Source organism: Sediminispirochaeta bajacaliforniensis DSM 16054 (assembly GCF_000378205.1).
GTDB classification, from domain to species: Bacteria; Spirochaetota; Spirochaetia; order DSM-16054; family Sediminispirochaetaceae; genus Sediminispirochaeta; species Sediminispirochaeta bajacaliforniensis.
In genome coordinates, this window is the sequence record NZ_KB899438.1 from 1 (window position 1) to 24,097 (window position 24,097).

Consider the following 24,097-nt stretch of genomic DNA (forward strand, 5'->3'; position numbering starts at 1 on the left):
ATAGTTCCGTTTTTTACGTGGTCGTGAGGGCTCCGTCAGATAGTAGTGAACCATGCGTTCACTTTTTCCGAGGGATTCAGCGATTTCTCTGATCTTCTTGCCCTGTCGTTTCAACATCTGTGCTTCATGCATCAGTAACTCCAGCATTGTAGGGCGTACTCCTTGTTTTTATGATTGTTTGGCTACAACCATTACAAGGCGGTACCGCCCTTTTTTTCAAGCCGGAGTCTGCAATTTCATTCCGGTGTTTTCCTGCAATTTACCTCCGGTGGCGACATGTACACCGGCTTTCTTTGAGAGAAAGAAGCAAAATAACCAGGAGTTCAATCAGGTAAAGAAACATGCTCAAGAATACATTGTGCACATGAGCCGTTTGATCGGCTACATCCTGTTCAGGATCCAGTAGGATACTCGTAGGATGAAACTAGCGAGAAAAAGGATGATCCCAACAGGTATAATCACCGGTATTTCCCAATTCACTCCTACCGTGTAAACTATCAGCATTGTCACGGTGAGCAGTAGTAGAAGTATCCGTAAAGTAAACAGGGCGGCTTTACCTGCTCTGGCTTCATCCCTCTCATCGTAAGGAACCATTCCGGATTCTTTGGACTTGCGCACCCGTCGTTGTTCCAGAACCTTGGCTGCAGTAAAAACAACGAGGCAGGTAACAAGGAAACTCGTTCCAGAAACAACATCGCCAGCGCAGATACGCACGACACCCGCGGCAATCAATGCAATAACAAGCAGAACGTAAACAACAAATCTCCACCTGATTCTAATCACAGATTTCTTCCTCCAGCCGAAATAAATCTTCAACTTGACATCCAAATATTCTTGCGAGCCGTAACGCCAGAACAAGTGAGGGAAGATATTTTCCCCGTTCTAATGAGATAATCGTTTGTCGCGTTACCGCAACGGTTTTTGCTAATTCCAATTGAGTCAGCCCCAGTTGTTCTCGCCACAGCCGCAGGTTATTAACCATACATGACCCCAATATGTAAAGCATGCTTTACATGCAATGTAATCCAACTTCATCAAAATGTAAAGTTTATTTTACAATCCTTGTTGAAGTTCTTGTGGCAATCACTCCTCTTTTTTTGTCCCGGCGGTGACTCCATCGAAACCGAACTTTAATTCATCACGTAGGTGATGCCTTTTTTCATGCACTGCAAGCATATACTCGGGATTCTACTGCTTGATCCGGTTAGCAACCTCTCTTGGCGGCCAAGAACATTGATTGCCTCTTGCTCATCTTATGCTCCATTCCTACGGACCTACCGAGCAGATCGAGTTTCTGCTTCATTATGTTATCGAAGAAAAGGGCAGCTATACCGGGCGAACACCTACCAGCTCCTGAGACACCTTGAAAAAAGCCGTCCGAGTTTCCCGGACGGCTTTTTCTATTTTACTATGGTTTACTTTAGCCTTTCTGCAAAGGCCTTTGCGGTAAATCCGAGATCCTCGGCAACGGCTTCACCGGGGCCCGATTCGCCGAAGCGATTGATACCGAAGACCCTATCCCGACAGCCGGTAACAGCCTCCCAGCCATCGCTGACTCCCGCTTCGGTGGCATAGACCTCTGCTCCTTTCGGCAGCAGCTTGGCTTTTTCGTCGGCGGAAAGAGCCAGGAATCGCTCCTTGCAGGGCATGGAGACGACCCTGATATCCTTGCGTCCTGTCAGATCTACTGCCTCGAGGGCCATGGAAAGCTCGGAACCTGTGGCCACGACCACAAGTTTTGGAGCACCGCTGCTTTCCCGTACGATATAGGCACCTTTCGTTGCCATTGAATCGCGCCAGGAGCTGTCCGCCTTTTCTACAACCGGCAGGTTTTGACGGGTGAGCAGCAGGGCCGATGGGCCGTCGTCTCTGAGAAGTGCAAGTTCCCAGGATCTCACCGTTTCCTCGGCATCCGCAGGGCGGAAGACATGAACGTTGGGAATGATGCGCAGCGCCGCGGCGTGTTCGATAGGCTGGTGGGTCGGACCATCTTCACCCACGAAGATCGAATCGTGCGTAAAGACATAAACGACCGGTTCCTTCATGATCGCCGAAAGCCTGACCTGGGGCCGCATGTAATCGGAGAAAACCAGAAAGGTTGCGGCAAAAGAACGGAGACCGCCGTGGAGTGAAAGACCGTTTGCCAAGGCACCCATGGCATGCTCTCTGACGCCGAAATGAAAGGTTCTGCCTGCCCTTTCCTCGGCACTGTAATCACCGTAGTCGGGAAGAGCGGTGTTATTGCTTGGGGCAAGATCGGCGGATCCTCCGACAAGATTTTCCATGGCGGCTGCGGCGGCCTGAAGAGCGGCGCCCCCAGCCTTTCGTGTCGCGACGGAATCGCCGACCTTATATTCAGGCATCTTCGCTGCGGCAAGGGCTGCTTCGGCAGCGGCTTTTCTATCGCCTGCGAACCAACGGTCCCACTTTTTCCGAAGTTCGGGATGAGCCTTACTCCAGGAATCGAAGAGCGTATTCCAGGCGTCGAAGGAAGCTTTTCGTTCTTCCAGTTTTTCCGTGAAATATGTTTTTGCCTTTGGAGCGATGTAAAAGGATTCGTTCTCGGGGATACCGAGATTTTTTCGGGTTGCAATGACCTCATCGGTGCCAAGAGGGGAACCATGCACTTTGGAACTGCCCGCCTTGTTGGGACTGCCCTTGCCAATAGTGGAGGCAAGAATAATCAGAGACGGCTTTCCCGTTTCCGCCTTAGCCTCTTCTACAAGGGCGGCGGTTTTTTCCATATCGTACATGTCGCCGGAAAGCACCTGCCAGCCGTATGCACGATAGCGTGCGGCAACATCTTCGGTAAAGGCGAGAGATGTGGAACCCTCAATACTGATTTTATTCGAATCGTAGAAAACGATAAGCTTGCCGAGTTTCAAATGTCCGGCAAGGCTGCTGGCCTCGGAGCTTATGCCTTCCATCATACAACCGTCTCCGGCGAGGACCCAGGTATAGTGATCGACAACCTTTGCATCGGCGGTGTTAAAATTGGCAGCCAGAAAGGTCTCCGCAGCCGCCATCCCGACCGCTTCGGAAAGTCCGGCACCGAGGGGCCCGGTTGTGGTCTCGACTCCGGGGGTATAGCCGTATTCAGGGTGTCCAGGGGTCTTTGATCCGATCTGACGAAAACGCTTCAACTCTTCTAAGGGAAGGTCGTATCCTGAAAGATGAAGGAGCGAGTAGAGAAACATCGAACCATGGCCGGCAGACAAGACAAATCGGTCACGGTTCGGCCATTGAGGATTCTTCGGGTAGTGTTTCATGATTTCGCCGTAGAGCAGTGCTCCCAGTTCCGCGCAGCCCATGGGTAGTCCGGGATGTCCCGAGTTGGCTGTCTGAATGGCATCCATCGAGAGCGACCTTATCGATGTGGCGGCCGCCCGTAAAGCTTCGAGATTCATATGTCCTCCTGATTTTTGATGACCTGTAGCGCGGCTTCGAGCCTCCCGAAGGGGGGACTTACTTGTACGCCGGCGACACGGCCTCGTATCTTTGCAATGATTTCTCTGGCGATGAGAATTCCTTCTTCCATCGCCCCTTCTTTTGTATCATGTTTTTTCATCCGTTCCTGAAGATCTGCGGGAATGGAAATACCGGGTACCTCGTAATGGAGGAACAGGGCGTTCCGGTAACTTGCCAGAGGCCATATACCGGCAATAACGGGTTTTCCCGTTCCCTTGACCTTATCCAGAAAGGTTGAAAGCAGTTCGACATCGAAGACAGGCTGAGTAATAAAATACTCTGCTCCAGCTTCCGCCTTTTTCCAGGCCCGTTCAACCTCGCTATCCAGAACCTGGGCGGCGGGATTTGCCCCTGCTCCTGCGACGAAAGAGGTTTGGCCGTGCAGGCGATTTCCCGCAAGGTCGATCCCCTGATTCAGGCTATCCGCAAGGCTGAGTAGGCCTATCGAGTCTGTATCGAAAACCCCGGTGGCGTCAGGAAAGTTTCCCACCTTTGGAGGATCTCCGGTAAGGAGCAGGAGATTATGTACACCGGCCGTCTGTGCGCCGAGAAGTTCGGACTGTATTCCTATCAGGTTTTTGTCCCGACAACAGATGTGCTGGATCGTTTCTATTCCGCTGTTCCGTTGTACTTCCATACAGGTTACCAGAGTACTGACACGGCTGCTCGCACGGGGGCCGTCTGGTACATTGACACAGGTGATACCCGCAGCCCTTAATGTTTTAGCCTTTTCGATGACCTTTGCAAGATCGGTCCCCATGGGGGGAACCAACTCCACCGAAGTAATCCACTCCCCTTTGGCAAGGGCGGCACCGAAAGCACTGCGTTTTTCCAATGCCACCGGTTCCAGTCTTTCGATTTCTTTACTCGAAACCTCTATGGTAAGGCCCTTTCGGCGACTCGAATCGAGATGGAGAATTGCCTGTGCCATCTTCTGTATGTGCAGGGGGGTCGTTCCACAACACCCGCCGATCACATGTACCCCTGCCTCAAGAAATTTCAAGGCGTACTCGGCAAAGTAGTCTGGGCTTGCCATGTAGAGTTGTCTGCCCTCATAGTCCCTGGGATAGCCTGCATTGGGCATGACCGAGATCGGTTTGCTGACAACTCCGCCCGAGGCAAGAATGACATCGAGCATGTGTGCCGGCCCTGTGGCGCAATTGATTCCCAGCACATCGACATGTTCCGATTCCTGGAGCCGCGCAAAGACAGGGGTGAGATCATTATTGTATTGCTCACTCCGTAAAGGGCGAAAGCTGTACTGGGCCTGCACCGGGATTTCCGGGGCCGTCGCCTTTGCCGTTTCAGCGGCCAAAAGCAGCTCGTCGATATTTCGGAAGGTTTCGAGAACGAAGAGATCGATTCCCGCCTCGGCAAGGGCCTCCATCTGTTCGCGAAAGGCACTGCGAGCCTCTTCACTGTCGATTTTGCCTACCGGGCCGACCCGTTTGCCCAGGGGCCCTACCGAACCAGCAACGTAAACCTCTTTTCCCGCAGCATCCCGTGCCAGGCGGACCGCTTCTCTGTTAATTTTTCCGGTAAGCTCGGAAAGGCCGTAACCGTCGAGCCGTAATCTGTTTGCTCCGAAGGTATTGGTGGTGACGGCTTGTGCCCCTGCCGCTATCATTTCCCGGTGGAGTTCCGATACCTTTTCCGGAGAGGTAAGAGTCACATGCTCAAAGCATTGGTTGAGAAAGACCCCTTTTTCATAAAGCATAGTACCGACGGCCCCGTCAAAAAGGAGAACCCCGTCGGCAAGTCGTTCAAGATATGGTTTCAACATTGCAGCCTTAAGCCTCCGCGGGAGCATGACGACGGGCCAGCTCTTTTTCGAGATCGGAAAAAGCGATCCCTTCGTCTGCGAGCAGGACCAGCAGATGGTACAACAGGTCCGATGCCTCGTAGATCATATCTTCCCGTTTTCTTGCCAAAAGCAATTCCACGGCCTCCTCGCCCATTTTTTTCCTGATCTTTTCGTTTCCCTTCGAAAAAAGATGGGTGGTGTAACTGCCTTCAGGCATGCTTTTTTTTCGTTCTGCAATGAGGGATTCAAGTTCGCCGATGATGCCGGAAGTCCGGCCCTCTTGGACATCCGATGGAGCCGTCCTTTCCTTTTGCTCCTGCTGCGTGTCACCTCCCAGCTTCTCATCAATAGCGGTATAGCTATCGGCAACAACCGCTTCGAACCACTTTTTTTTACGTTGCAACGAGAGAAAGAAAACCCCTCCCTCATGAAGAGGCAAAAGCCTTCCTGTTTCGGGAAACACGTGCCAAATTTCCCCCCGCTCAATGCTTTTGCCGAAGCCCTTTTCATTCGTTTTCAGGATATCCGCTATGGTGCCGTCTTTTCGTATCAGAACTAGCGGCATCACTTCTTCAACCATTGTTCACCACTCCTCTTGCGCTTCTTCCGCTTCGCTCTGGTAAAGGGCGAGGACCCGTTTCAGATCAAAGCGTTGTTCATACAAGGCCTTGCCCACAATGATGCCGGCAATACCTTCCGGTTTATTTCCAAATATTCGGCGAAAATCCTCCTCGCCTCCGATTCCTCCGGAAATAATGACGGGCAGGCCCGACGCCTTGGCGATCCGGACACTATTTTCTATATCCGGTCCGGAAAGCGTTCCGTCTCTTTTTATGTTGGTATAAATGATGGAGATCGCACCATTGCCTGCAGCCATGGCTGCCAATTCGACATCGCTGATGCCTGCATCCTCTTCCCAACCGGAAATCTTGGCCGTTCCGTCGGTAGCATCGATACCTGCAATGAATTTTTTGCCGAATCGCTCGGTCCAGCGACGGATGATGGATGGATCTCTTGCAAAGGCTGTGCCGATAACAAGGCGATCGACTCCGGCGGCTGTGAGCTCTTCTACGTCGTGGTCGTTCCGAATACCGCCTCCAACCTCAAAACGGGCCTCGACCTTCTCACAGAGTTCCCTGATGACCTCTCTGTTGTGTTTTCCTTTGCCCCGGGCGGCATCCAGATCAACGAGATGAATCCTTCTGGCCCCTGCCGCCTTGAAACGCATTGCCTGTTCAAGGGGGTCTGTATCGTAGACGGTACTGCGATCATAGTCTCCGCGGTAGAGACGGACACAATGGCCGTCAAGCAGATCGATGGCGGGAATAATGGTCATGGTAATCTCCCTGTTATGTTGCTTCTAACCATTATACTCGTTGCGACTGATAGGTACAAGAAAGTGGCTCCTCAGAAGCAGCTCTTCAGAAGGCGATACCGGCGATCAGTGAATAGTCATGATATATGGCATCCATGTCCCGAAGATCTTTGTAAAAACTTTCTTTATGATACAGACGCCCCTGGATACCGAGAAACCAACTATCCGACATCATCAGACGCCCTAAAAGCGATACATTACCGATAAATTCTTCACCTGAAGAGCCTCCTTCCGGGACTGAATCGTCGATGATCGAGAGTCCGTAAAAGGAGTAATCAAGGTCAAAGAAAAGGCGTTGCCTACGATTGAGGCTGAAACCGAGCTTTATGTTGGCCCCAAGCCCGAGACTGTAATTTCGTCTTTCATAACTGGGCGGGCTGCCGTAAAGATCCTGATATTTGAGATACATGAGGTCGCTTGCTCCCATAAACACGAAGGCGGTGTGGATGTCGGATGAGAAACTCCAGGCATCATTTATGGGACGCTGCTGTAGCCATCCGAAACCAATGGCGTTGGAGCTGAGGTTGATGAAACGGTTATAGATGACATCATAGTGAAGAAAGATGCCTATTGTGTGGCGATTTTCTATCTCTTTTCCATAGAGGCGCCATCCCTTCAGAATACCTTCCGAGAAAAAAGTAAGGAGAACGCGGTTCCCAAGGTCGCTTCCGAAACTTCCCTTGAGTGAAAAGGTGCTGAAGGACTCGGCAAGCGTACCGTAAAAAGGATCGCCGTAGTGAAGATCCACCTGATAATTTGTCTCAATACCGTCGTCGCTGAGATAGTTTTCCCGTGGGGCAAGCTGGTCGACATGAATCAGAGAATAGCCGGCTGAGAGAAAGAACGATCCGCTAATAGGCGCAGTGATCGGCGTCCTGTCGGGAAATATCGACCGATTTATTGATTTTGCCGGATTCATAACAAAGGCCCCGATTTTCCGGGCAAGATTGGGAAGATGAAGTTGGTCTTCTTCCCCAAAAAGAAGAAGGTCGGAGAGGCGGTAGAGCATCTCGCCTAAGGTTGCCCCTCCAATAGTTGTGACGATGAGATCGTTGAGAGATGGGCGTTCGTTTTCCATGAAAAGTTCCCAGGAAAGACTACCCAGCATGCCTATCGAGGCAGAGGTGAAAAAGTCATTGCCGGCCGATCGTGCAGAGGAAAAATAGACCGAGCCCTGGTAAGGATGGCCCAAGTGATTAACGGCAAAGGAGTCCTGGTCCCACACCCATGGTTTTGAAAAATTATCGGAAATCGAGGCGGAGCTGATCATGGCATAATCTGCATGATGTACATAGCGATTAAAGCCCCAGAGCAGCGTGTTACTGAAAAGGGTTTCCCCAATGCCGACTGCGAAGGAGATGGAAGCCTGTTCTTCTGCGAAAACGCCTGCCGTTGCAAAGAGAATATTCATAAGTAGTATCAAGAGTTTATGACGATATTTCACTTGATCCCTGTTATAAAGCAAATTTGCCTCTGGTGAGCGTGCGAGTAACCGGTTATACTATCGTTCAATTCAGTAAGGGCTCTCAGTTCAAAGAATATCCTTTTTCCAGAAAATGGCAGTTCCACGCCGATACCTCCGACGGCGGAAAGGCCAATAAGGGTGGGATCGGTTTCCGGAAAGGAGTGCATTGAAAATTCGGCCCCGTCCTGAATGAATGCTTTGCTGATCAGGAGAATAGAAAAAGAGGGCCCGGCGATGAAATAAAGTTTGTTGTCGTCGTCGATGCTGGTCGTGTAGCGTATGAGAAAGGGGATTTGAAGGTCGATTTCGCTTAAAAGTGTCGATGCTTGCCTTCCATCCTCGTATTTCAGTAGATAGCCACCACCTCTGGCGCTAAGTGCCAGTTCGCCTCGCGTCGAGAGGGTATTGCTGAGCTGCTTTTCCGCTATGATTCCGAGGGATACTCCGATAATCGGATTGTTTTTTGCCGATTCTGCACCTTCCCGGCTCTGCATATCATCCAGATAGTCATCGAATCCCGGCCCGGCATAGGAGGATATGGAAAGTGCGGAATAATAGGCGATCTCATTACCGTGGAGAGCCGAGGAGACGAGCATAATGAATACGCAAAAACATGCGGCTTGCTTTTTCATCAAAATAACTGTGCCAGATGAGTTGGAGAATATCAATTATGGAGAATAAAGGGAAGCATATTCTTCTTGTCGAAGATGAAGCTGTTATTGCGCTTGCTCAAAAGCAAACCCTGGAACGATATGGCTTTCGGGTAGACACTGTTTGCTCCGGTGAGGCGGCCCTCAGCCACATTACCACGGAACCTTCTTTCGATCTCGTTTTGATGGATATTGACCTAGGCTCAGGAATGAGCGGAACCGAGGCGGCAAAGGCAATTCTGCAGAATCGCTCTTTGCCCATTGTTTTTCTTACAAACCATGGTGAGGCCGACATGATGGAACGGGTGCGTGATATCACCCGCTATGGATATGTTCTGAAAAATTCGGGAAATTCCGTACTTCTCTCCTCCATCGAGATGGCCTTTGAATTATTTGAGGCAAACCGAAAGGCTCAGGAATCGGCGGAAAAGCTAAAGACCATTTTTACGGCTCTCGGTGATCGGGTCTTTGTCATTGATCGGCAGGGTCGTTATCTGGAAATTGCCGATGAAACGTTTACAAGTACCGTTCTTTCCGATGTGTTTGACTCGAAACTCACCGCCTGGTTTATTGAGGTCATCGCAAAGGTCCTGGAACGCCATGCGGTAGAAATGATCGAGTATCCTCTCATGATTAATGATCGAGAGGTGTGGTTCCTGGCGACAATCAGCCCTCTGGATAGTAAGAGTGTGGTCTGGGTGGCAAGGGATATCAGCAAACGAAAGGCTGCGGAACAAGAGGCCCAGCGCCTGGTGAAAGAAAAAGAATTGCTGTTGAGAGAGGTCCACCACCGCATCAAAAACAACATGGCAACCATTGCCGCGGTTCTTGATTTGCAGGCTTCGATGCTTGGAGAAAACGATACATCCGGTGCCTTGCTGGAGGCGAGGAACAGGGTTCACGGTATGATGGAGCTCTACCATCGTCTCTACGGTTCCGGAGATTACCGAAGTGTGGATGCCGCCGGTTACCTGCAAGCCCTTTTTGATGAAATTAAAGTTTCCTATTCTCTTCGTCGGGATGTCGAATACAAAAGTACATTGGAAGCAATTACCCTGGATGCAAAAATTCTTTTTCCTCTGGGGATGATCGCGAATGAGCTTGTAACCAACGCTATTAAATACGCCTTTCCCTGTCATGGGAAAGGAGGTTCTATTTTTCTCGGTCTGGAACAAGCCCGGGAGGGGGAGCTTCTCCTCACCGTTGCCGATAATGGCATCGGGATGGACCCCTCGATAGATCCTAAGACTTCACGCGGGTTCGGCCTTTCTCTCGTTGCCAACCTGGCCATCCAGCTGCGATCAAAGTGGTCGTTGTCCCGCGAAGGGGGAAGCCGTTATCGTTTTGAAATACCGATAGGGGGAGTGTGAGTCAGGGGAGTTCTTCGGCATCGACTGTATCGATCAATTTTTTCAGTCGTCGGGCTTCTTCCAGAGGGAACTGGGCTCCCCAGCGCTGGACAATCTCTCCGGCAAGGAAACTCGCAATAAGCCCTGATTCAAAAAGTGTGCGCTTTTCGCTGAGCCCGAGGATAAAGCCTGCCGCATACATATCACCGGCTCCCGTCGTATCGACAGGTTCCTTGCCCTTAACGGGAATGCGCAGGATTTCTCCCTCACAGACGACGAAACTTCCTTGTTTGCCGTTTTTTACCACGCCGGAGACTCCCAGTTTTCCCAGGCTACGGGCACATTCGTAGGCATCATAATTGTCGAAAAGGATTCTTGCCTCTTCTCCGTTTGCAAAAACCAAATCCGCCTTTTCCTCGATCAGTTTGAGGAAGGCTTCTCTGTTTCTGCTCACGGCAAAGGGATCTGCTACATCGAAGACCACTTTTTTCCCCGCCTTTTTTGCAATTTCAATACCGTACAAAATAGCTGCTTTTTGGTTTTCGGTATCCCACATATAGCCGGTGAAATGGAAAAAATCGGCACCGGCGATGGCATCGTCGTCAACATCCTCCGGCCCGTATTCCCGGCAAGCTCCGAGGAAGGTATTCATGGTTCGTTCGCTGTCCGGGGAGATCAGGATAATGCTGCTGCCGGTCGGCAGTGTTCCGTCCTTCAGGTAGCTGTCGACTCCTATCTCATGGAGCTTATTACGATAAATCTCTCCGAAATGGTCCTGGTTTATCTTTCCGGCCAGTGCGGAACGAATTCCAAAAGAGGCCAAGGCCACCATGGTATTGGGACAGGAACCCCCGCAGCCATAGATTTTCTGCTTTGAATCGATGAATCTCAGTAATTCATGCCGTCGTTCTTCATCGATTAGATGCATGGTTCCTTTGTAGAGGCCGAGTTTTTCTAGATCCTCGTCTTCCACCTCCACAAAAATGTCGATTAGAGGGTTTCCGATGCCGTATACCATATTGGGAAGTATAACTGTCCTCGATGTGCTGGGAAAGAGGAGAATTTGCTTTCAAATTTGGTTCCGATACCGCTTGAAAAAAAAACGGGATGTGTTACACTCATTTTTGTTCATAATATGAACAAATCAGAACATATCCGAGGGAGTCGATCAGCCTGTTTCGGCGGCGATCGGAAACTTTCGGGAGTCGGGACAATTGTCCCGCGCACCGGTCGGGGAGCTCCGGATGCGCAGCCTCATGCCGAATCAGCAGGACCGGTCCGGCGAAGCTCTGCCCTCCCTCTTACACTAAACCTCCCTAAACAATATTCGCGAACATTGAAAGGAGCACCGTATGGAGAAAGAAGACTCTTCGGTTTTTATTAACGACGAGGGGGCCCGCTACCGTCTTGAAGAGATGATCAGCAACGAAAAAGTGCACGGCATTGTCCGGGGTTTGGCTGATGATATCAGCAATCGCTACCGGGAAGCCGGGTCGGTTCATCTCGTGGGATTGTTGAAGGGCTCTTTTGTCTTTATGGCCGATCTGATCAGGGCCTTATCCATTCCCGTCACCGTTGATTTTATGGCGGTGACCAGCTATCTCGGTACCGAAAGCACCGGAGAGGTCAAAATTCTCAAGGAACTTAACGAGCCGATCCACGGTTTGAATGTCGTGATTGTTGAAGATATCATCGACACTGGCCTGACCCTGTCGAAAACACTCGCATTGCTCGAAACCAGGGCCCCTGCGGATCTGAAAGTTTGTACACTCCTCGACAAGATCGACAGACGAAAGACTCCCATCGACATCGAGTTCAACGGCATTGTCATTCCCGATGAATTCATTGTCGGCTACGGAATCGATTACCAGCAGCGCCATCGGGAACTGGACCGCATCGACCGGGTGAAATTTCTCTGACTATCTGAGATTATCTGAAGAATCTGAAAAATGGACAAGAACCAGGAGCTGCAACTCCTCGAAGCCATCTATAACAACTCCCCTAAGGTTCGCCAGCGTGATCTTGCCGAGATTGCCGGACTAAGCCTCGGGATGACCAATGCCATCCTGAAGCGGCTGACCGAAAAGGGATGGATCACCATACGCCGGCTGAACAGCCGCAATGTGCGCTATGCGGTGACCCCGGAGGGGATAGAAGAGATTCTCAGACGCAGCTACGGTTATTTCAAACGAACCATCAAGCATGTGGTCCGGTATCGAACGACACTCGAACAGTTTACCGCTGAACTCGGCCGCGAAGGGTACCATCGCCTTATCCTTGTCGGAAAAAGCGATCTCGATTTTATCGTCGAGCATGCCGCGGTTAAGGCAGGCCTCATGCTTGAGAAGCGTCGCAATGTTCCCGACCCCGGAACAACTGGCGACGATGTCTTTCTCCTTTACGGCGAGGAAACGCGTCCGGATCCCCTGGCCTCTGTGCCGGGGGTGGACTATCTGGGGCGGCTTCTGATGAGGCATCCCGGCGCTTTCGGGCAGAGGCACGTTGTATGAATGGTGCACTAGGGCACAGGATCTCGGCGGCTGTGGAACTCTGCTTTGCAGAAGATGATCGGCTGCTTGCCGTTTATCTTCTGGGAAGCGCCGTCAGGGACGAACTCCGTCGGGAGAGTGATATCGACTTGGCTCTCATGCCAAAGCCCGGAACATCGATACCCGCCATTGAACGCTTTAACGTTGCAGGCTGTCTTTCTGCGCAGCTTGGCCGGCAGGTTGATCTCGGGGAACTTGGATCCCACAATCTTGTTTATGCACGGGAAGCCATCCTTACGGGGGAGAGGAGCTACCTTCGGGATGCTTTTGCCGCCGATCTGCGGGCCGCAACCCTTTTGGGAATGTACTTTCGTTTTAACGAGGAGCGGGAGGAGGTATTAGATGCCTATCGAGCCGGATGATGTTGTTTTGAACAAGGCGGCAATCATTGTATTGCGGTCCATGAATAGCAGGACCTGAGCCTGGAAGTATTGCACAACATTGCCGAAGAGGGGTGGTTGGATCTGGTTGCCTTTTGCAGGGAAATGGGAGTAGAGATCAGGATCTAAAGCGTTTCGCCTATAAAAAACGCATCATTTGATCATAATTTAAGCATAAAACGGAGAATTCGCATGAATAACATTGCAGTTATCGGTACCGGCTATGTAGGGCTGGTGACCGGAACCATCCTGTCCGATTTCGGACACAACATCATCTGCGTAGATAACGATGAAAAAAAGGTCTTGCGGCTGAAAAACGGTGAGGTTCCCATTTACGAGCCCGGCCTCGATCCCATTGTCGAACGCAACGCCTTTTACGGTAGGCTCTCCTTTACCACGGATACCGCCGAGGCGGTGAAAGCGTGCGATGTCATCTTCATTGCCGTGGGCACCCCCCCTGCAGAGGACGGCTCCGCCGACCTGAAGTATGTAGAACAGGTTGCCCGCCAGATTGCCCGAACCATGGACAGCTACAAGGTCATTGTGGACAAAAGCACCGTTCCCATCGGCACCGGCCAAAAGGTAAAGGGATGGATCGCCGAGGAACTTGCCGCCCGGGGTCTGGAGATTCCCTTCGACGTGGTCTCAAATCCCGAGTTCCTGCGGGAGGGAAGCGCGGTCCAGGACTTTACCCATCCCGACCGGGTGGTTATCGGCGCAGAGAGCGAGAAGGCCATGGAGATCATGAAGGAGGTCTACCGGGTCCTCTACCTCAACGAAACCCCCTTTGTGGAGACCAACATCGAGACCGCCGAGATGATCAAGTACGCCTCCAACGCCTTCCTGGCCATGAAGATCACCTACATCAACGAGGTGGCAAACCTCTGCGAAAAGGTGGGCGCCAACGTTCAGCACGTTGCCGCTGCCATGGGACGGGACGGCCGCATCAGCCCCAAATTCCTCCATGCAGGCCCGGGCTACGGCGGAAGCTGTTTTCCCAAGGACACCCTTGCCCTGGCCGAGATCGGCCGCGCCGCCGGAGCCCGTATCGAGCTGATCGAACAGACGGTAAAAAGCAACGAAAACCAGAAAAAGCTGATGGCCAAAAAGGTCGTCGATACCATGGGCGGCGTCGAAGGGAAAACCCTTGCCATCCTCGGCCTTGCCTTCAAACCCAACACCGACGACATGCGGGAAAGCCCCGCCATCACCATTCTCGAGGAACTCGCCGCCGCCGGTGCATCCTTTCGCGCCTACGACCCCGAAGCCATGGAAGAGGCCGCCTGGAGGCTCAAAGCCCTGGGCGACAAGCTTGCCTTCGTTTCCGATGAGTACGAAGCCCTTCAGGGTTCCGACGCCGTGGTGATCCTTACCGAATGGAACCAGTTCCGCAATCTCGATTTTCCCCGGGTCAAGGCTGCCCTCTCTTCGCCCCTCTTTTTCGACCTGCGCAACATCTACCCCCGGGGCCTGGTCGAAGCCGAAGGCTTTACCTACGTTGGGGTCGGGGTATAGGTTCCATAAATCTTTTGGCGGGGGAGGTCTCCCCCTCGCTGCAAAGCCGCTTTTTCCCCGGCGCTTGCTCCGGCTCGCTTCCGCTCCCCCCTCGGGGAAGCCGGGGTAAAAGATTGGCTTCTGAGTGCGAAAAGAGTATAATAAGAACATGGAAGATATCTATTCGATACATCTGAACATCTCACGGGTTGAGAACGGCGAATATCTTGCACAGTCTGAGGATATGCCCGGTCTTATTGCTCAGGGGAGAACGGTGGCAGAAACAGTTGAAATAGCCCAGGATGTTGCAAGAAAGCTTATCGATTCATATAGGGAGCATGGTGATCCTGTAGATATGTTCCTGAATGCATAGCGATGAAATATAGCATTGGTATACAAAAGGTAACGCTTTTCATTACTTTCTGTATACCAATGGGCAGGTTGCTAAAAGTATAAAGCGGTTTCGTGAGTGCTTTTCGCTTTTTCCGATAAAGAACATTATCTGTTTCCCGAGCTTAGGAGGGCTGCTTTAAAGGCCTTGCTCAGCAGGGCGGCAAAAAGTGGTGTGTTCGAGAGGGTATGCAGGGGAATCTATGTAAATCCCAGAGCCGCTTATCCTCGCGGATTAGTGCTGTATCATACTGCGCCAGAGCTTTGTGCGGGTAACTTCAACTACCTAAGCTTGGAAACGGTGCTTAGTGATGCCGGGGTTATTTCTTAAATACCGGTAAACTGGATTTAGCTTATGAGTAGTGGGCCATTGTCAGGCGGTACATGCAGCATATTTTTTAGGATAGAAAAAAAGTACCATACGTAGAAAGAATAATCTCTCATATCTCAGATGAAGGCAGATACGATGAATTATATGAAGCAATTAATAGGCCTTTTTTCCAAGCGGGAAAAAAAGCGGCTTATTTGGGTGTTTATTGGAGTGCTTGCTCTTGGTATTTTAGAGTTAGTGGGCGTTGGTTCCATCATGCCCTTTCTTACCGTAGCAAGTAATCCACAGATGGTCCAAACCAATCGTTATTTGAAATGGGCCTACGATGCCTTTGGGTTTTCCTCTACCGAGACATTTCTTTTTGTTCTGGGCATTGGTGCAGTACTTTTTATCCTTTTCAGCAATGCAATGAAGGCCCTCGTTACCTATGTGAATAACCGATTTACCACAATGCGTTTGCACTACCTTTCTCTGCGGCTGTTTCGCCGTTATATCTATCAGCCGTACACTTTTTTCCTGAACAGAAACAGCTCTGAGCTTATGAAAAATATCCTCGGTGAGGTTGCGACGTTGATTAATAAAGCGTTGATGCCTCTTTTGGAACTCATAACAGCGACGGTAGTTACCCTTTTGATTATTGCCATGCTGGTTGTCGTAAATCCTCTTCTTTCCCTTTTTGCTTTTCTTGTCGTTGGTTTTCTTTATGGGGCTATTTATCTTCTGGTAAAACGGTATCTCAATAATTTGGGAAAACGCCGGGTTGAGGCAAACAGACTTCGATATAAAAAGGTTGCAGAAGCCCTTCAGGGGATTAAAGATGTAAAAATTTTAGGACGGGAGGAGTATTTCCTCAAAGATTATATTCCTGCTTCTATCGAAAATGCCCAGGTACAGGTTGTAAGTGCTTTAATCGGGGCTATTCCCCGTTATGTACTGGAGGTGATTGCCTTCGGTGGAATTCTTCTTATTGTGCTGTATATGATGCGGACTATGGGTAATTTTCAGCGTGCAGTACCGGTAATCGGTCTTTATGCCTTTGCTCTTTATCGTATGATGCCTTCCCTCCAGAAGATTTTTTCCAATCTGGCAAAATTTCGAACGAATCTACCGGTGGTGGCACTTATTTCTGAAAATCTTGGTGATTGGGAGGCCGACGAAGCAAAAAGAAAGGCTCACAAAAAGAGAATTTTTGCCGACAGCCTTGTTTTTGCTAATGAACTGAAGTTGGATACCGTCCGTTTTTCCTATCCGGGCGGAGATCATCCGGTGATTTGTGACCAGAGTTTTGTAATAAGGAAGAATACAACGGTTGGTCTTGTGGGGCCTACGGGATGCGGTAAGACCACGACCGTGGATATTATCCTTGGCTTATTGCGGCCTCAGAAAGGAAAGCTTTTGGTGGATGGTGTGGAAATAGATGATGATAACGTAGGTTCATGGCAACATTTGATCGGTTATGTTCCCCAACACATCTTTCTTGCCGACGAGACCATTGCCAAAAATATTGCCTTTGGTATTCCCGAGGACCACATAGATATAGCTGCAGTGGAAAAAGCGGCCAGGATTGCCAATATTCACGACTTTATTTCTCAGGAGATGCCGGAAGGCTATCAGACAATTGTTGGCGAACGTGGCATACGTCTTTCTGGAGGCCAGCGGCAGCGAATTGGTATTGCCCGGGCACTGTATAGTGATCCTGATGTGTTGGTTATGGATGAGGCCACCAGTGCTCTGGATGGTCTTACAGAAGCGGCTATTATGGAAGCCATCAACGCTCTAGGCCATCAGAAAACGATAATTTTGATAGCTCACCGTTTGGCTACAGTGCGGGAGTGCGACGAGATTTTTGCCATGGATCATGGTGTAATAACGGACCGGGGCACCTATCGGGAATTATTTGAGCGTGATGAAAGGTTCAGGAAAATTGCGGAGTTGAGTTAGGCAGGAACATTTTTATGGCAATACCACAAAGACTGAAGGCGATAGTTGATAAAATAGTCTCTTACGGTAATGGGGTCTATAAAGTGCAACTGTCGCTCCAAAGGAACTTCCCTCGTTTTAAGCCGGGTCAATTCCTCCATTTGGCCATAGACTCTTTTGATCCTTCGACAGGATTCTGGCCGGAATCAAGAGTTTTTTCTATTGCAGGTTGTGATGTAGACAGACGTACAGTTTTTATTGTTTACAGCGTAAAAGGATCGTATACGAAGAGAATGGAGCGAGAACTTGAGGTAGGAAAAGATGTCTGGCTAAAGGGACCCTATGGGGAGTTTATTATTTCGCACTATCTGCGGGAAAACGATACTGCTGTTCTTATTGCAGGGGGTACCGGTATTTCTCCGTTTATTCCCTTTCTTACCGAGCAGAAAAGTCAATTTCGCGTGGAATTATTTTATGGAGTACGTTCTCCAGATGTGTTAATTTTCGACCAAGCGTTGTCCGAAGTTAGCACGAGAACAAAGGAAAGAATCCACCTTTTTCTTGAAGAATTGGATGAAAGTCGAAATGCTGATCTTGGCAAAAGATTTGAGATTCATCGAGGGCAGCTTTGTATTTCTGACATTTTAGAAATCACGGAACAGAAGGCCAATAGAGTTTTCTTTCTTTCCGGGCCTCCTTCTATGATCGATACGTTTAAAAAAGAGTTACAGAATCATGGTATTCTGGAAAACAATATTATTATTGATGAATGGGGTTGAAATTTGGCAAAAAGCGAAAGTGAATTAAGAAGCGAGATTAGCCGTCTCGTTAAAGAACTCTATACTGTAAGATTTCCTTCCGACTCTTTTGTTCCGGGAGCTACTGCTATTCGTTATGCAGGAAGGATTTTCGATGAAAAGGAAATGCAGGCCCTTGTCGACTCATCCCTTGACTTTTGGCTTACTGCCGGGAGGTATTCGGAGATTTTTGAATCTGAACTGGCTGATCGCTTTGGCCTGGAATATGCCTTTTTAGTAAATTCAGGTTCATCGGCCAATCTGATTGCGTTTTCGGCCCTAACTTCTCCCTTGTTACCCGAGGTCAAGCGTCTTCATTCCGGTGATGAGGTAATTTCTGTGGCGGCAGGTTTTCCTACTACGCTTAATCCTATTATTCAGCATGGTATGGTTCCTGTTTTTGTCGATGTGGAAGTCGGTACCTATAACATCAATCCAGAAAAGCTCAAGAAAGCGATTGGGCCAAAAACAAAGGCTATTTTTCTGGCGCATACGCTTGGCAATCCCTATAACCTTGATGTTGTCATGGAGCTTGTACGGAAATATGATCTTTGGCTTATAGAAGATTGTTGTGATGCTCTTGGCTCTACCTATAATGGTAAGATGGTCGGTACGTTTGGCCATATTGCAACCTGTTCGTTTTACCCCGCCCACCACATTACGATGGGTGAAGGAGGGGCTGTCTTAACCGATGATGATCTTCTTGCCCGGGCCATTCGCTCCATTAGAGACTGGGGTCGGGATTGCTACTGCGCCGGAGGTGAAAATAACACTTGTGGAAAACGTTTTTCAGGCCAGTATGGAACATTGCCAAAAGGATATGATCATAAATATGTGTATTCACATATTGGTTATAATTTAAAAGTTACCGATATGCAGGCAGCCATCGGTGTGGAGCAGCTGAAAAAACTTGATGATTTCATCAAAAGACGGAAAGAGAATTTTTCGTTATGGATGAAAGGGTTTCGGCAATGGGAGGATATCTTTGTTCTTCCTTATGCAATTGACGGAGCCGATCCTGCTTGGTTTGCTTTTCCTGTTACGGTGAAAGAAGGGGGTGGCTTTTCTCGTACCGAGCTTACTAATTTTTTGGCTCAGCACCGTATAGAAACACGGAATCTTTTTGGCGGAAATCTTTTACGGCAACCAGCTTATCTTAACATTCAAAAAAGGATGGCTGGTTCCTTAGAGGAAACCGACCGTATTATGAACAATACTTTTTTCCTTGGTACTTATCCCGGACTAACGGAAGAGAAAATTGCTTATAGTTTTAAGGTAATACAGAATTTTCTGGAGATAAAACGATGAAAGTAGTCCTGCTTGCAGGGGGACTCGGTACACGTCTCAGTGAAGAAACCGAGTTGAAACCCAAACCCATGGTTGAAATTGGTGGAAAGCCGATCCTCTGGCATATTATGAAAATTTATTCACATTATGGCTTCAATGAATTTATCATTTGCCTTGGTTACAAGGGCTACATCATAAAAGAATACTTCGCAAATTACTTTCTTCATATGGCAGATGTTACCTTTGACATGGAGAAGAACAGTATGGAGGTACACAATAAGCATGCGGAACCCTGGAAAGTAACCCTTATTGATACGGGGCTCAACACCATGACCGGTGGAAGAATTAAACGTATAGCTTCATATATTGGTGACAATACCTTTATGGTGACCTATGGTGATGGACTTTCAAATGTAAATATTACGGAGCTCGTTGCTTTTCACAAGCAACACGGAAAGACGGGGACGATGACTGTTGTCCAACCGTCAGGACGTTTCGGTGCTGTTGTGCTTGATAATGATGATACTGTCTTATCTTTTAGAGAAAAACCGAAAGGAGACGGTTCGTGGATCAATGGAGGTTTTTTTGTATTTGAGCCAGATGTTTTTGAGGTCATAGAAGGGGATGAGACCGTTTTCGAGCGGGAGCCACTTGAAACACTGGCGCGCAATCATTCTCTTCTAAGCTATAAGCATACAGGTTTTTGGAAGCCGATGGATACCCTGCGTGAGAAACGTGAGATGGAGGCATTGTGGGAAAGCAAAAAGGCTCCTTGGAAGGTTTGGAATGGTTGATCAAAACTTTTGGAAAGGCAAAAAGGTTTTTGTAACAGGCCATACAGGCTTTAAAGGAAGCTGGCTTACTCAATGGCTGCTTTTGCTGGGAGCTACCGTAAAAGGCTTCTCTCTTGAGCCTGAAACCAACCCTGCATTGTTCTCAATATTACAGCTTACAGAACATATGATGCATACGATTGGTGATATCCGAGATGGAGAGGCTCTTAAAAAGAGCCTTGTTTCGTTCCAGCCAGATATTGTTTTCCATCTTGCAGCACAGCCACTTGTTCGTCGCTCATATAAGGAACCGCACCTTACTTATGAGACCAACGTGATGGGAACACTTAATCTGTATGAAGCTGTTCGTAGTTGTGATACTGTTCGTTCTGTTGTGTCGATAACGACGGATAAATGTTATGAGAATAGAGAATGGGTTTGGGGATACCGTGAAAGTGATCCGATGGGAGGATATGATCCCTATAGCTCAAGCAAAGGATGCGTAGAGTTATTATCCTCTGCATATCGACATTCTTTTTTTAATGTTGCTGATTATGGAAAAACGCATCAAGTAGGTTTGGCTACCGCCCGCGCCGGAAATGTTATTGGTGGTGGAGACTGGGCGGAAGACCGACTGATTCCTGATTGCATCCGTTCGTTGTCGACCGGGAAGGATATTGTGATTCGTAATCCTCGGGCAACTCGCCCTTGGCAGCATGTTTTAGAGCCTTTAAGTGGATACCTACTGCTTGCTCAAAAGCTTTGGGATGAACCGCAGCAATATGATGGAGGATGGAATTTCGGACCTGGTAGTGCGGGGGCCCTTTCGGTTTCTGAAGTGGTATCTCTGGTTGTATCTTCCTGGGGAACCGGCGGTTGGAGGGTGGAAGGTGATGATGGACCGCATGAAGCAAAACTGCTAGGACTGGATATTAGTAAGGCAATGAGTATTCTTGGATGGAAACCTCATCTTTCTACATCTGAGGCCATTGAGCTTACTTGCCGTTGGTATAGATTATCTTTTGATGAGCCTGATTCTATTATTCCTTACACAAAAAACCAGATAACGGTTTTTCATGGAGAAGGGAAAAGCAACCATGAATAAAGATACGTTACTGGTTGTTGGTGCAAGCGGTTTCGTTGGAAAAAATATTATTGAACAGCTCTATGAGAAATACAGGATTATTGCTGTAGATAAAAAAGTTGATGATAGCTTTTTTAGATCTTTTTTAGATGTTGTCTCCATAGAGGCGGATATTACTAATTTGCAGGATATCGAAGATATAATCGATTTATATCCACCTAACTTTGTTGTTAATCTTGTATCAATAGTTTCAGCAGAACGTGACTTGTCCATGTTTTCTTCCTTAATAGAGACTAATTTGAAAGTTCTTATTAATTTGTTTGAAACCTTACAAAATAAAAGTTCTCTTAGACTATTCGTTCAATTTGGCTCTGCTGAGGAGTATGGAAGTCTCTGCCCTGTTCCTTTTAGAGAGTGTGATAGAGAATATCCTGATTCTCCTTATGCATTGATTAAACAAGCGACAACAAATACTACATTGATGCTTCATAGAAATTATGACTTTCCTTCAATGGTTATTCGTCCCGGTAATTTGTTTGGAAAATATCAAAGTAAAGATAAATTAATCCCGTATCTAATGGATAAACTTTATCATGGTGAAAATATAGAGATGACTCCTGGAAAGCAAGAGCGTGATTTCATCTATTGTTCTGATCTTGTAGTGTCGCTTGATGGTCTTTTGGGTAATTATAAACACGCCATTGGGAAAATTGTTAATATTGCGTCAGGAGTTGGTATTAGCCTACGTTCATTAGTTGAAAGTGCCAAATCCTTATTAGATAGTGATAGCAAGATCAAATTTGGTGCTCTTCCTTATCGTAAAAATGAAATGATGCATTTTCAATGTGATGTCGGTCTATTAAAGTCTCTAATTCCAAATTATAGAGTCACAGACTTCAAAATTGGGCTATATTCATATCTTGAGTTTTTAAAAAGGTCTATGGAGGACTAATATGAAATATTTAATAACTGGGGGCTGTGGGTTCCTTGGTTCTAATATTGGGGCAGAGATTCTCCAAAGAAATGATAGGTTAACTGTATTTGATAATCTTTATCGAATTGGAAGCATTCAAAATCTTGAGTGGTTACAGTCGCAAGGAAAAAGATTTGAGTTTGTCCACGGAGATATAAGAAACCGCAATGATGTTGATCGCATAATTAAAGAACAGAAGCCTGATATTATTTTTCATCTCGCGGGTCAAGTTGCTATGACAACTTCCATTGCTAATCCTAGAATGGATTTTGAAGTGAATGCTTTTGGAAGTTTCAATGTATTGGAAGCTGTCAGAAAATATTCTCCTGATACGGGAATTGTTTATTCATCGACAAACAAAGTATATGGTGATTTAGAACAGTATACATATCGTGAGGAAGCGACAAGGTTTGTTTGTAAAGATTATCCGGAAGGATTTGATGAGTCGGTACCACTTAATTTTCACTCTCCATATGGTACATCAAAAGGAAGTGCCGACCAGTATATGCTTGATTATGCTCGAATTTTTAATTTGAAAACAGCTGTGTTTAGGCATTCATCAATGTATGGAGGCCGACAATTTGCTACCTATGACCAGGGATGGGTTGGTTGGTTCATTCAAAAGGCTATCGAGACGAAAAAAGGGAAACTCAAAGAGCCGTTTACTATTTCAGGCAATGGCAAACAGGTTAGAGATATTCTACATGCAAAAGATATGGTTAGACTTTATCTTATGGCAGGAGATAGAATTGATCGGATACAAGGTGAAGCTTTTTGCATCGGTGGAGGGGTTGAAAATTCTCTTTCCCTTTTAGAATTATTTGCTTTTTTAGAGAATGAACTATCAATAAAGTTAAAATATAACATGCTTCCGGTAAGGGAAAGCGATCAAAAAGTATTTATTGCAGATATTACTAAGGCCAAAAGAATGTTGGATTGGACACCAACAATCCATAGTTCTATTGGCATTAAAAAAATGATTTCTTGGGTAAATACGTTTCTTGATTAAAAAGCGAGATGATTCAATTTTTGACTTCTTGGCTGACAGTGAATCGTAGCCATGGAAAAGATAACCTTTATTAGAACTAAAGGGAAAAAAGGTATAAAGCATGGACTTGTTACAAATTTTGATTCCTACCTATAACAGGATTGATTTTCTTGCAAAAAACATAAATCTTCTTGATACATACATTTGTGAGCTTGGCCTTTTAAATAAGGTTTCGATATTGATCAGCGATAATGCTTCACAAGATGGTACTATAGAAAAAGTGAAATCTCTTCAGTCCGAAAAGACCTCTTCAATATCTGTTTTGTCCAACAATGAGAATGTTGGTTTGGAAAAAAACGCTGTTAAAGTCTTGGAAAATGCTACCGCCGAATATGTTATGTATTTAGGAGATGATGACTTTATCTCAAAAGAGTATTTAGAAAATGTTGCAAAAATCATTGAAAAAAGGGATGTTAAATGTATTATCCCTTCTTATGTTAATATTGACATATATGGTAATCAAATAAACGGGGGAAGGGATAGAAATACGGAAAGTCAACTTATCGGAAAAGGGTATCTATCTGCTTCGAAGGCTTTTATTAAAGGACATCAACTTAGTGGAATTGTATTTTTGCGGGAGGGTACATTAAGCGCTTATTTAGAAGCTTCCTGCAGAAATATTTATCTTTTTATGTTCTTCGTTGGTTATAATATTATAAGAGGAGATGCTTTTCATCTTACAAGTTATCCGGTTCGGGTCTCACAGCCGGGCCAGGCCAAGAAAGATTGGAATTATGGTAAAGATGGCTTGTTTAATGAAAAATTTAAGAATTCGACAGCTTTGTTTAAAAAACATATATATTATAGGTTTATTGCAGAAAAGAGTCTAATCCGCCAGAATAACAGTAGGCGTATAAGAAAAACTTTCGAAGTTGATAACGTATAATATCTTGCGCAAATTCTAATTTTGATAAAAAGAAAGTCCTCAATCTGACGATTGATTAAGTACGACCAAAACCA

At 47.4% G+C, this 24,097-nt stretch carries 23 protein-coding genes; 14 read left to right on the top strand and 9 right to left on the bottom strand.

Annotated features, from left to right (window positions below; all coding sequences use genetic code 11):
* Positions 1-381: 381 nt before the first annotated feature.
* The 8 genes from F459_RS0120485 to F459_RS0120525 form a co-directional block, all read right to left on the bottom strand.
* On the bottom strand, positions 382-783 hold the full coding sequence (locus tag F459_RS0120485) for a DUF2178 domain-containing protein (protein WP_020614526.1): 402 nt from the start codon (positions 781-783) through the stop codon (positions 382-384).
* A complete protein-coding gene (locus F459_RS23770; RefSeq protein WP_020614527.1) occupies positions 776-982 on the bottom strand; it encodes a helix-turn-helix transcriptional regulator in 207 nt (68 codons plus the stop codon). The genes F459_RS0120485 and F459_RS23770 overlap by 8 nt, the downstream gene beginning before the upstream one ends.
* Before the next feature lie 433 nt (positions 983-1,415).
* Entirely contained in the window at positions 1,416-3,407 is a 1,992-nt protein-coding gene (gene tkt, locus F459_RS0120500) for a transketolase (RefSeq protein WP_020614529.1), read from the bottom strand.
* Positions 3,404-5,251, bottom strand: a complete 1,848-nt coding sequence (locus F459_RS0120505; protein WP_033302213.1) for a bifunctional homocysteine S-methyltransferase/methylenetetrahydrofolate reductase — start codon at positions 5,249-5,251, stop codon at positions 3,404-3,406. Before F459_RS0120505 ends, tkt begins: the two co-directional genes overlap by 4 nt.
* Before the next feature lie 7 nt (positions 5,252-5,258).
* Positions 5,259-5,852 carry a phosphoribosyl-ATP diphosphatase gene (gene hisE, locus F459_RS0120510; RefSeq protein WP_020614531.1) on the bottom strand — a complete coding sequence of 198 codons (594 nt, stop codon included), beginning with the start codon at positions 5,850-5,852 and terminating at the stop codon, positions 5,259-5,261.
* 3 nt (positions 5,853-5,855) lie between these two features.
* Positions 5,856-6,608 (bottom strand): 1-(5-phosphoribosyl)-5-[(5-phosphoribosylamino)methylideneamino]imidazole-4-carboxamide isomerase, encoded by a 753-nt coding sequence (hisA, locus tag F459_RS0120515; RefSeq protein ID WP_020614532.1) that lies wholly within the window; start codon positions 6,606-6,608, stop codon positions 5,856-5,858.
* Positions 6,609-6,693: 85 nt separating this feature from the next.
* Positions 6,694-8,058, bottom strand: a complete 1,365-nt coding sequence (locus F459_RS0120520) for a DUF3943 domain-containing protein (RefSeq protein ID WP_245540243.1) — start codon at positions 8,056-8,058, stop codon at positions 6,694-6,696.
* Positions 8,059-8,087: 29 nt separating this feature from the next.
* The gene (locus F459_RS0120525; RefSeq protein ID WP_245540244.1) at positions 8,088-8,744 is read right to left on the bottom strand and encodes a porin family protein; all 657 of its coding nucleotides are present in this window, start codon (positions 8,742-8,744) and stop codon (positions 8,088-8,090) included.
* 38 nt (positions 8,745-8,782) lie between these two features.
* Here F459_RS0120525 and F459_RS0120535 point away from each other — a divergent pair, with 38 nt between their 5' ends.
* Positions 8,783-10,132, top strand: a complete 1,350-nt coding sequence (locus tag F459_RS0120535; protein WP_020614535.1) for a response regulator — start codon at positions 8,783-8,785, stop codon at positions 10,130-10,132.
* Position 10,133: 1 nt separating this feature from the next.
* Here F459_RS0120535 and F459_RS0120540 read toward each other — a convergent pair whose 3' ends face one another.
* Positions 10,134-11,129 carry an adenosine kinase gene (locus F459_RS0120540; RefSeq protein ID WP_020614536.1) on the bottom strand — a complete coding sequence of 332 codons (996 nt, stop codon included), beginning with the start codon at positions 11,127-11,129 and terminating at the stop codon, positions 10,134-10,136.
* A gap of 334 nt (positions 11,130-11,463) precedes the next feature.
* Between F459_RS0120540 and hpt the strand changes: the two genes are divergently transcribed.
* The 13 genes from hpt to F459_RS23365 all read left to right on the top strand — a co-directional run bounded on the left by hpt (position 11,464) and on the right by F459_RS23365 (position 24,023).
* Entirely contained in the window at positions 11,464-12,030 is a 567-nt protein-coding gene (hpt, locus tag F459_RS0120550; RefSeq protein WP_020614538.1) for a hypoxanthine phosphoribosyltransferase, read from the top strand.
* Between the two features lie 30 nt (positions 12,031-12,060).
* Positions 12,061-12,621: a winged helix-turn-helix transcriptional regulator gene (locus F459_RS0120555; protein WP_020614539.1), complete on the top strand. Its 561-nt coding sequence runs from the start codon at positions 12,061-12,063 to the stop codon at positions 12,619-12,621.
* A complete protein-coding gene (gene mntA / locus F459_RS0120560; RefSeq protein WP_020614540.1) occupies positions 12,618-13,022 on the top strand; it encodes a type VII toxin-antitoxin system MntA family adenylyltransferase antitoxin in 405 nt (134 codons plus the stop codon). Before F459_RS0120555 ends, mntA begins: the two co-directional genes overlap by 4 nt.
* Before the next feature lie 210 nt (positions 13,023-13,232).
* On the top strand, positions 13,233-14,555 hold the full coding sequence (locus F459_RS0120565) for a UDP-glucose dehydrogenase family protein (protein ID WP_020614541.1): 1,323 nt from the start codon (positions 13,233-13,235) through the stop codon (positions 14,553-14,555).
* 148 nt (positions 14,556-14,703) lie between these two features.
* The gene (locus F459_RS0120570; protein WP_020614542.1) at positions 14,704-14,907 is read left to right on the top strand and encodes a type II toxin-antitoxin system HicB family antitoxin; all 204 of its coding nucleotides are present in this window, start codon (positions 14,704-14,706) and stop codon (positions 14,905-14,907) included.
* A gap of 492 nt (positions 14,908-15,399) precedes the next feature.
* Positions 15,400-17,196 (top strand): ABC transporter ATP-binding protein, encoded by a 1,797-nt coding sequence (locus tag F459_RS0120580; RefSeq protein WP_169517968.1) that lies wholly within the window; start codon positions 15,400-15,402, stop codon positions 17,194-17,196.
* A 14-nt stretch (positions 17,197-17,210) separates the two neighbouring features.
* Positions 17,211-17,954: an FAD-dependent oxidoreductase gene (locus F459_RS0120585; protein ID WP_081623767.1), complete on the top strand. Its 744-nt coding sequence runs from the start codon at positions 17,211-17,213 to the stop codon at positions 17,952-17,954.
* A gap of 3 nt (positions 17,955-17,957) precedes the next feature.
* Complete coding sequence (gene rfbH, locus F459_RS0120590) at positions 17,958-19,280, top strand: lipopolysaccharide biosynthesis protein RfbH (protein ID WP_020614546.1); 1,323 nt, start codon at positions 17,958-17,960, stop codon at positions 19,278-19,280.
* Positions 19,277-20,053, top strand: coding sequence for a glucose-1-phosphate cytidylyltransferase (gene rfbF / locus F459_RS0120595; protein ID WP_020614547.1), 777 nt, complete (start codon positions 19,277-19,279; stop codon positions 20,051-20,053). Before rfbH ends, rfbF begins: the two co-directional genes overlap by 4 nt.
* Positions 20,046-21,137, top strand: coding sequence for a CDP-glucose 4,6-dehydratase (rfbG, locus tag F459_RS0120600; RefSeq protein ID WP_020614548.1), 1,092 nt, complete (start codon positions 20,046-20,048; stop codon positions 21,135-21,137). The genes rfbF and rfbG overlap by 8 nt, the downstream gene beginning before the upstream one ends.
* Positions 21,130-22,068 carry an NAD-dependent epimerase/dehydratase family protein gene (locus F459_RS0120605; protein ID WP_020614549.1) on the top strand — a complete coding sequence of 313 codons (939 nt, stop codon included), beginning with the start codon at positions 21,130-21,132 and terminating at the stop codon, positions 22,066-22,068. The genes rfbG and F459_RS0120605 overlap by 8 nt, the downstream gene beginning before the upstream one ends.
* Before the next feature lies 1 nt (position 22,069).
* Positions 22,070-23,098, top strand: coding sequence for a GDP-mannose 4,6-dehydratase (locus tag F459_RS0120610; protein WP_020614550.1), 1,029 nt, complete (start codon positions 22,070-22,072; stop codon positions 23,096-23,098).
* A gap of 100 nt (positions 23,099-23,198) precedes the next feature.
* Positions 23,199-24,023, top strand: a complete 825-nt coding sequence (locus F459_RS23365) for a glycosyltransferase family 2 protein (RefSeq protein WP_020614551.1) — start codon at positions 23,199-23,201, stop codon at positions 24,021-24,023.
* Positions 24,024-24,097 lie beyond the last annotated feature (74 nt).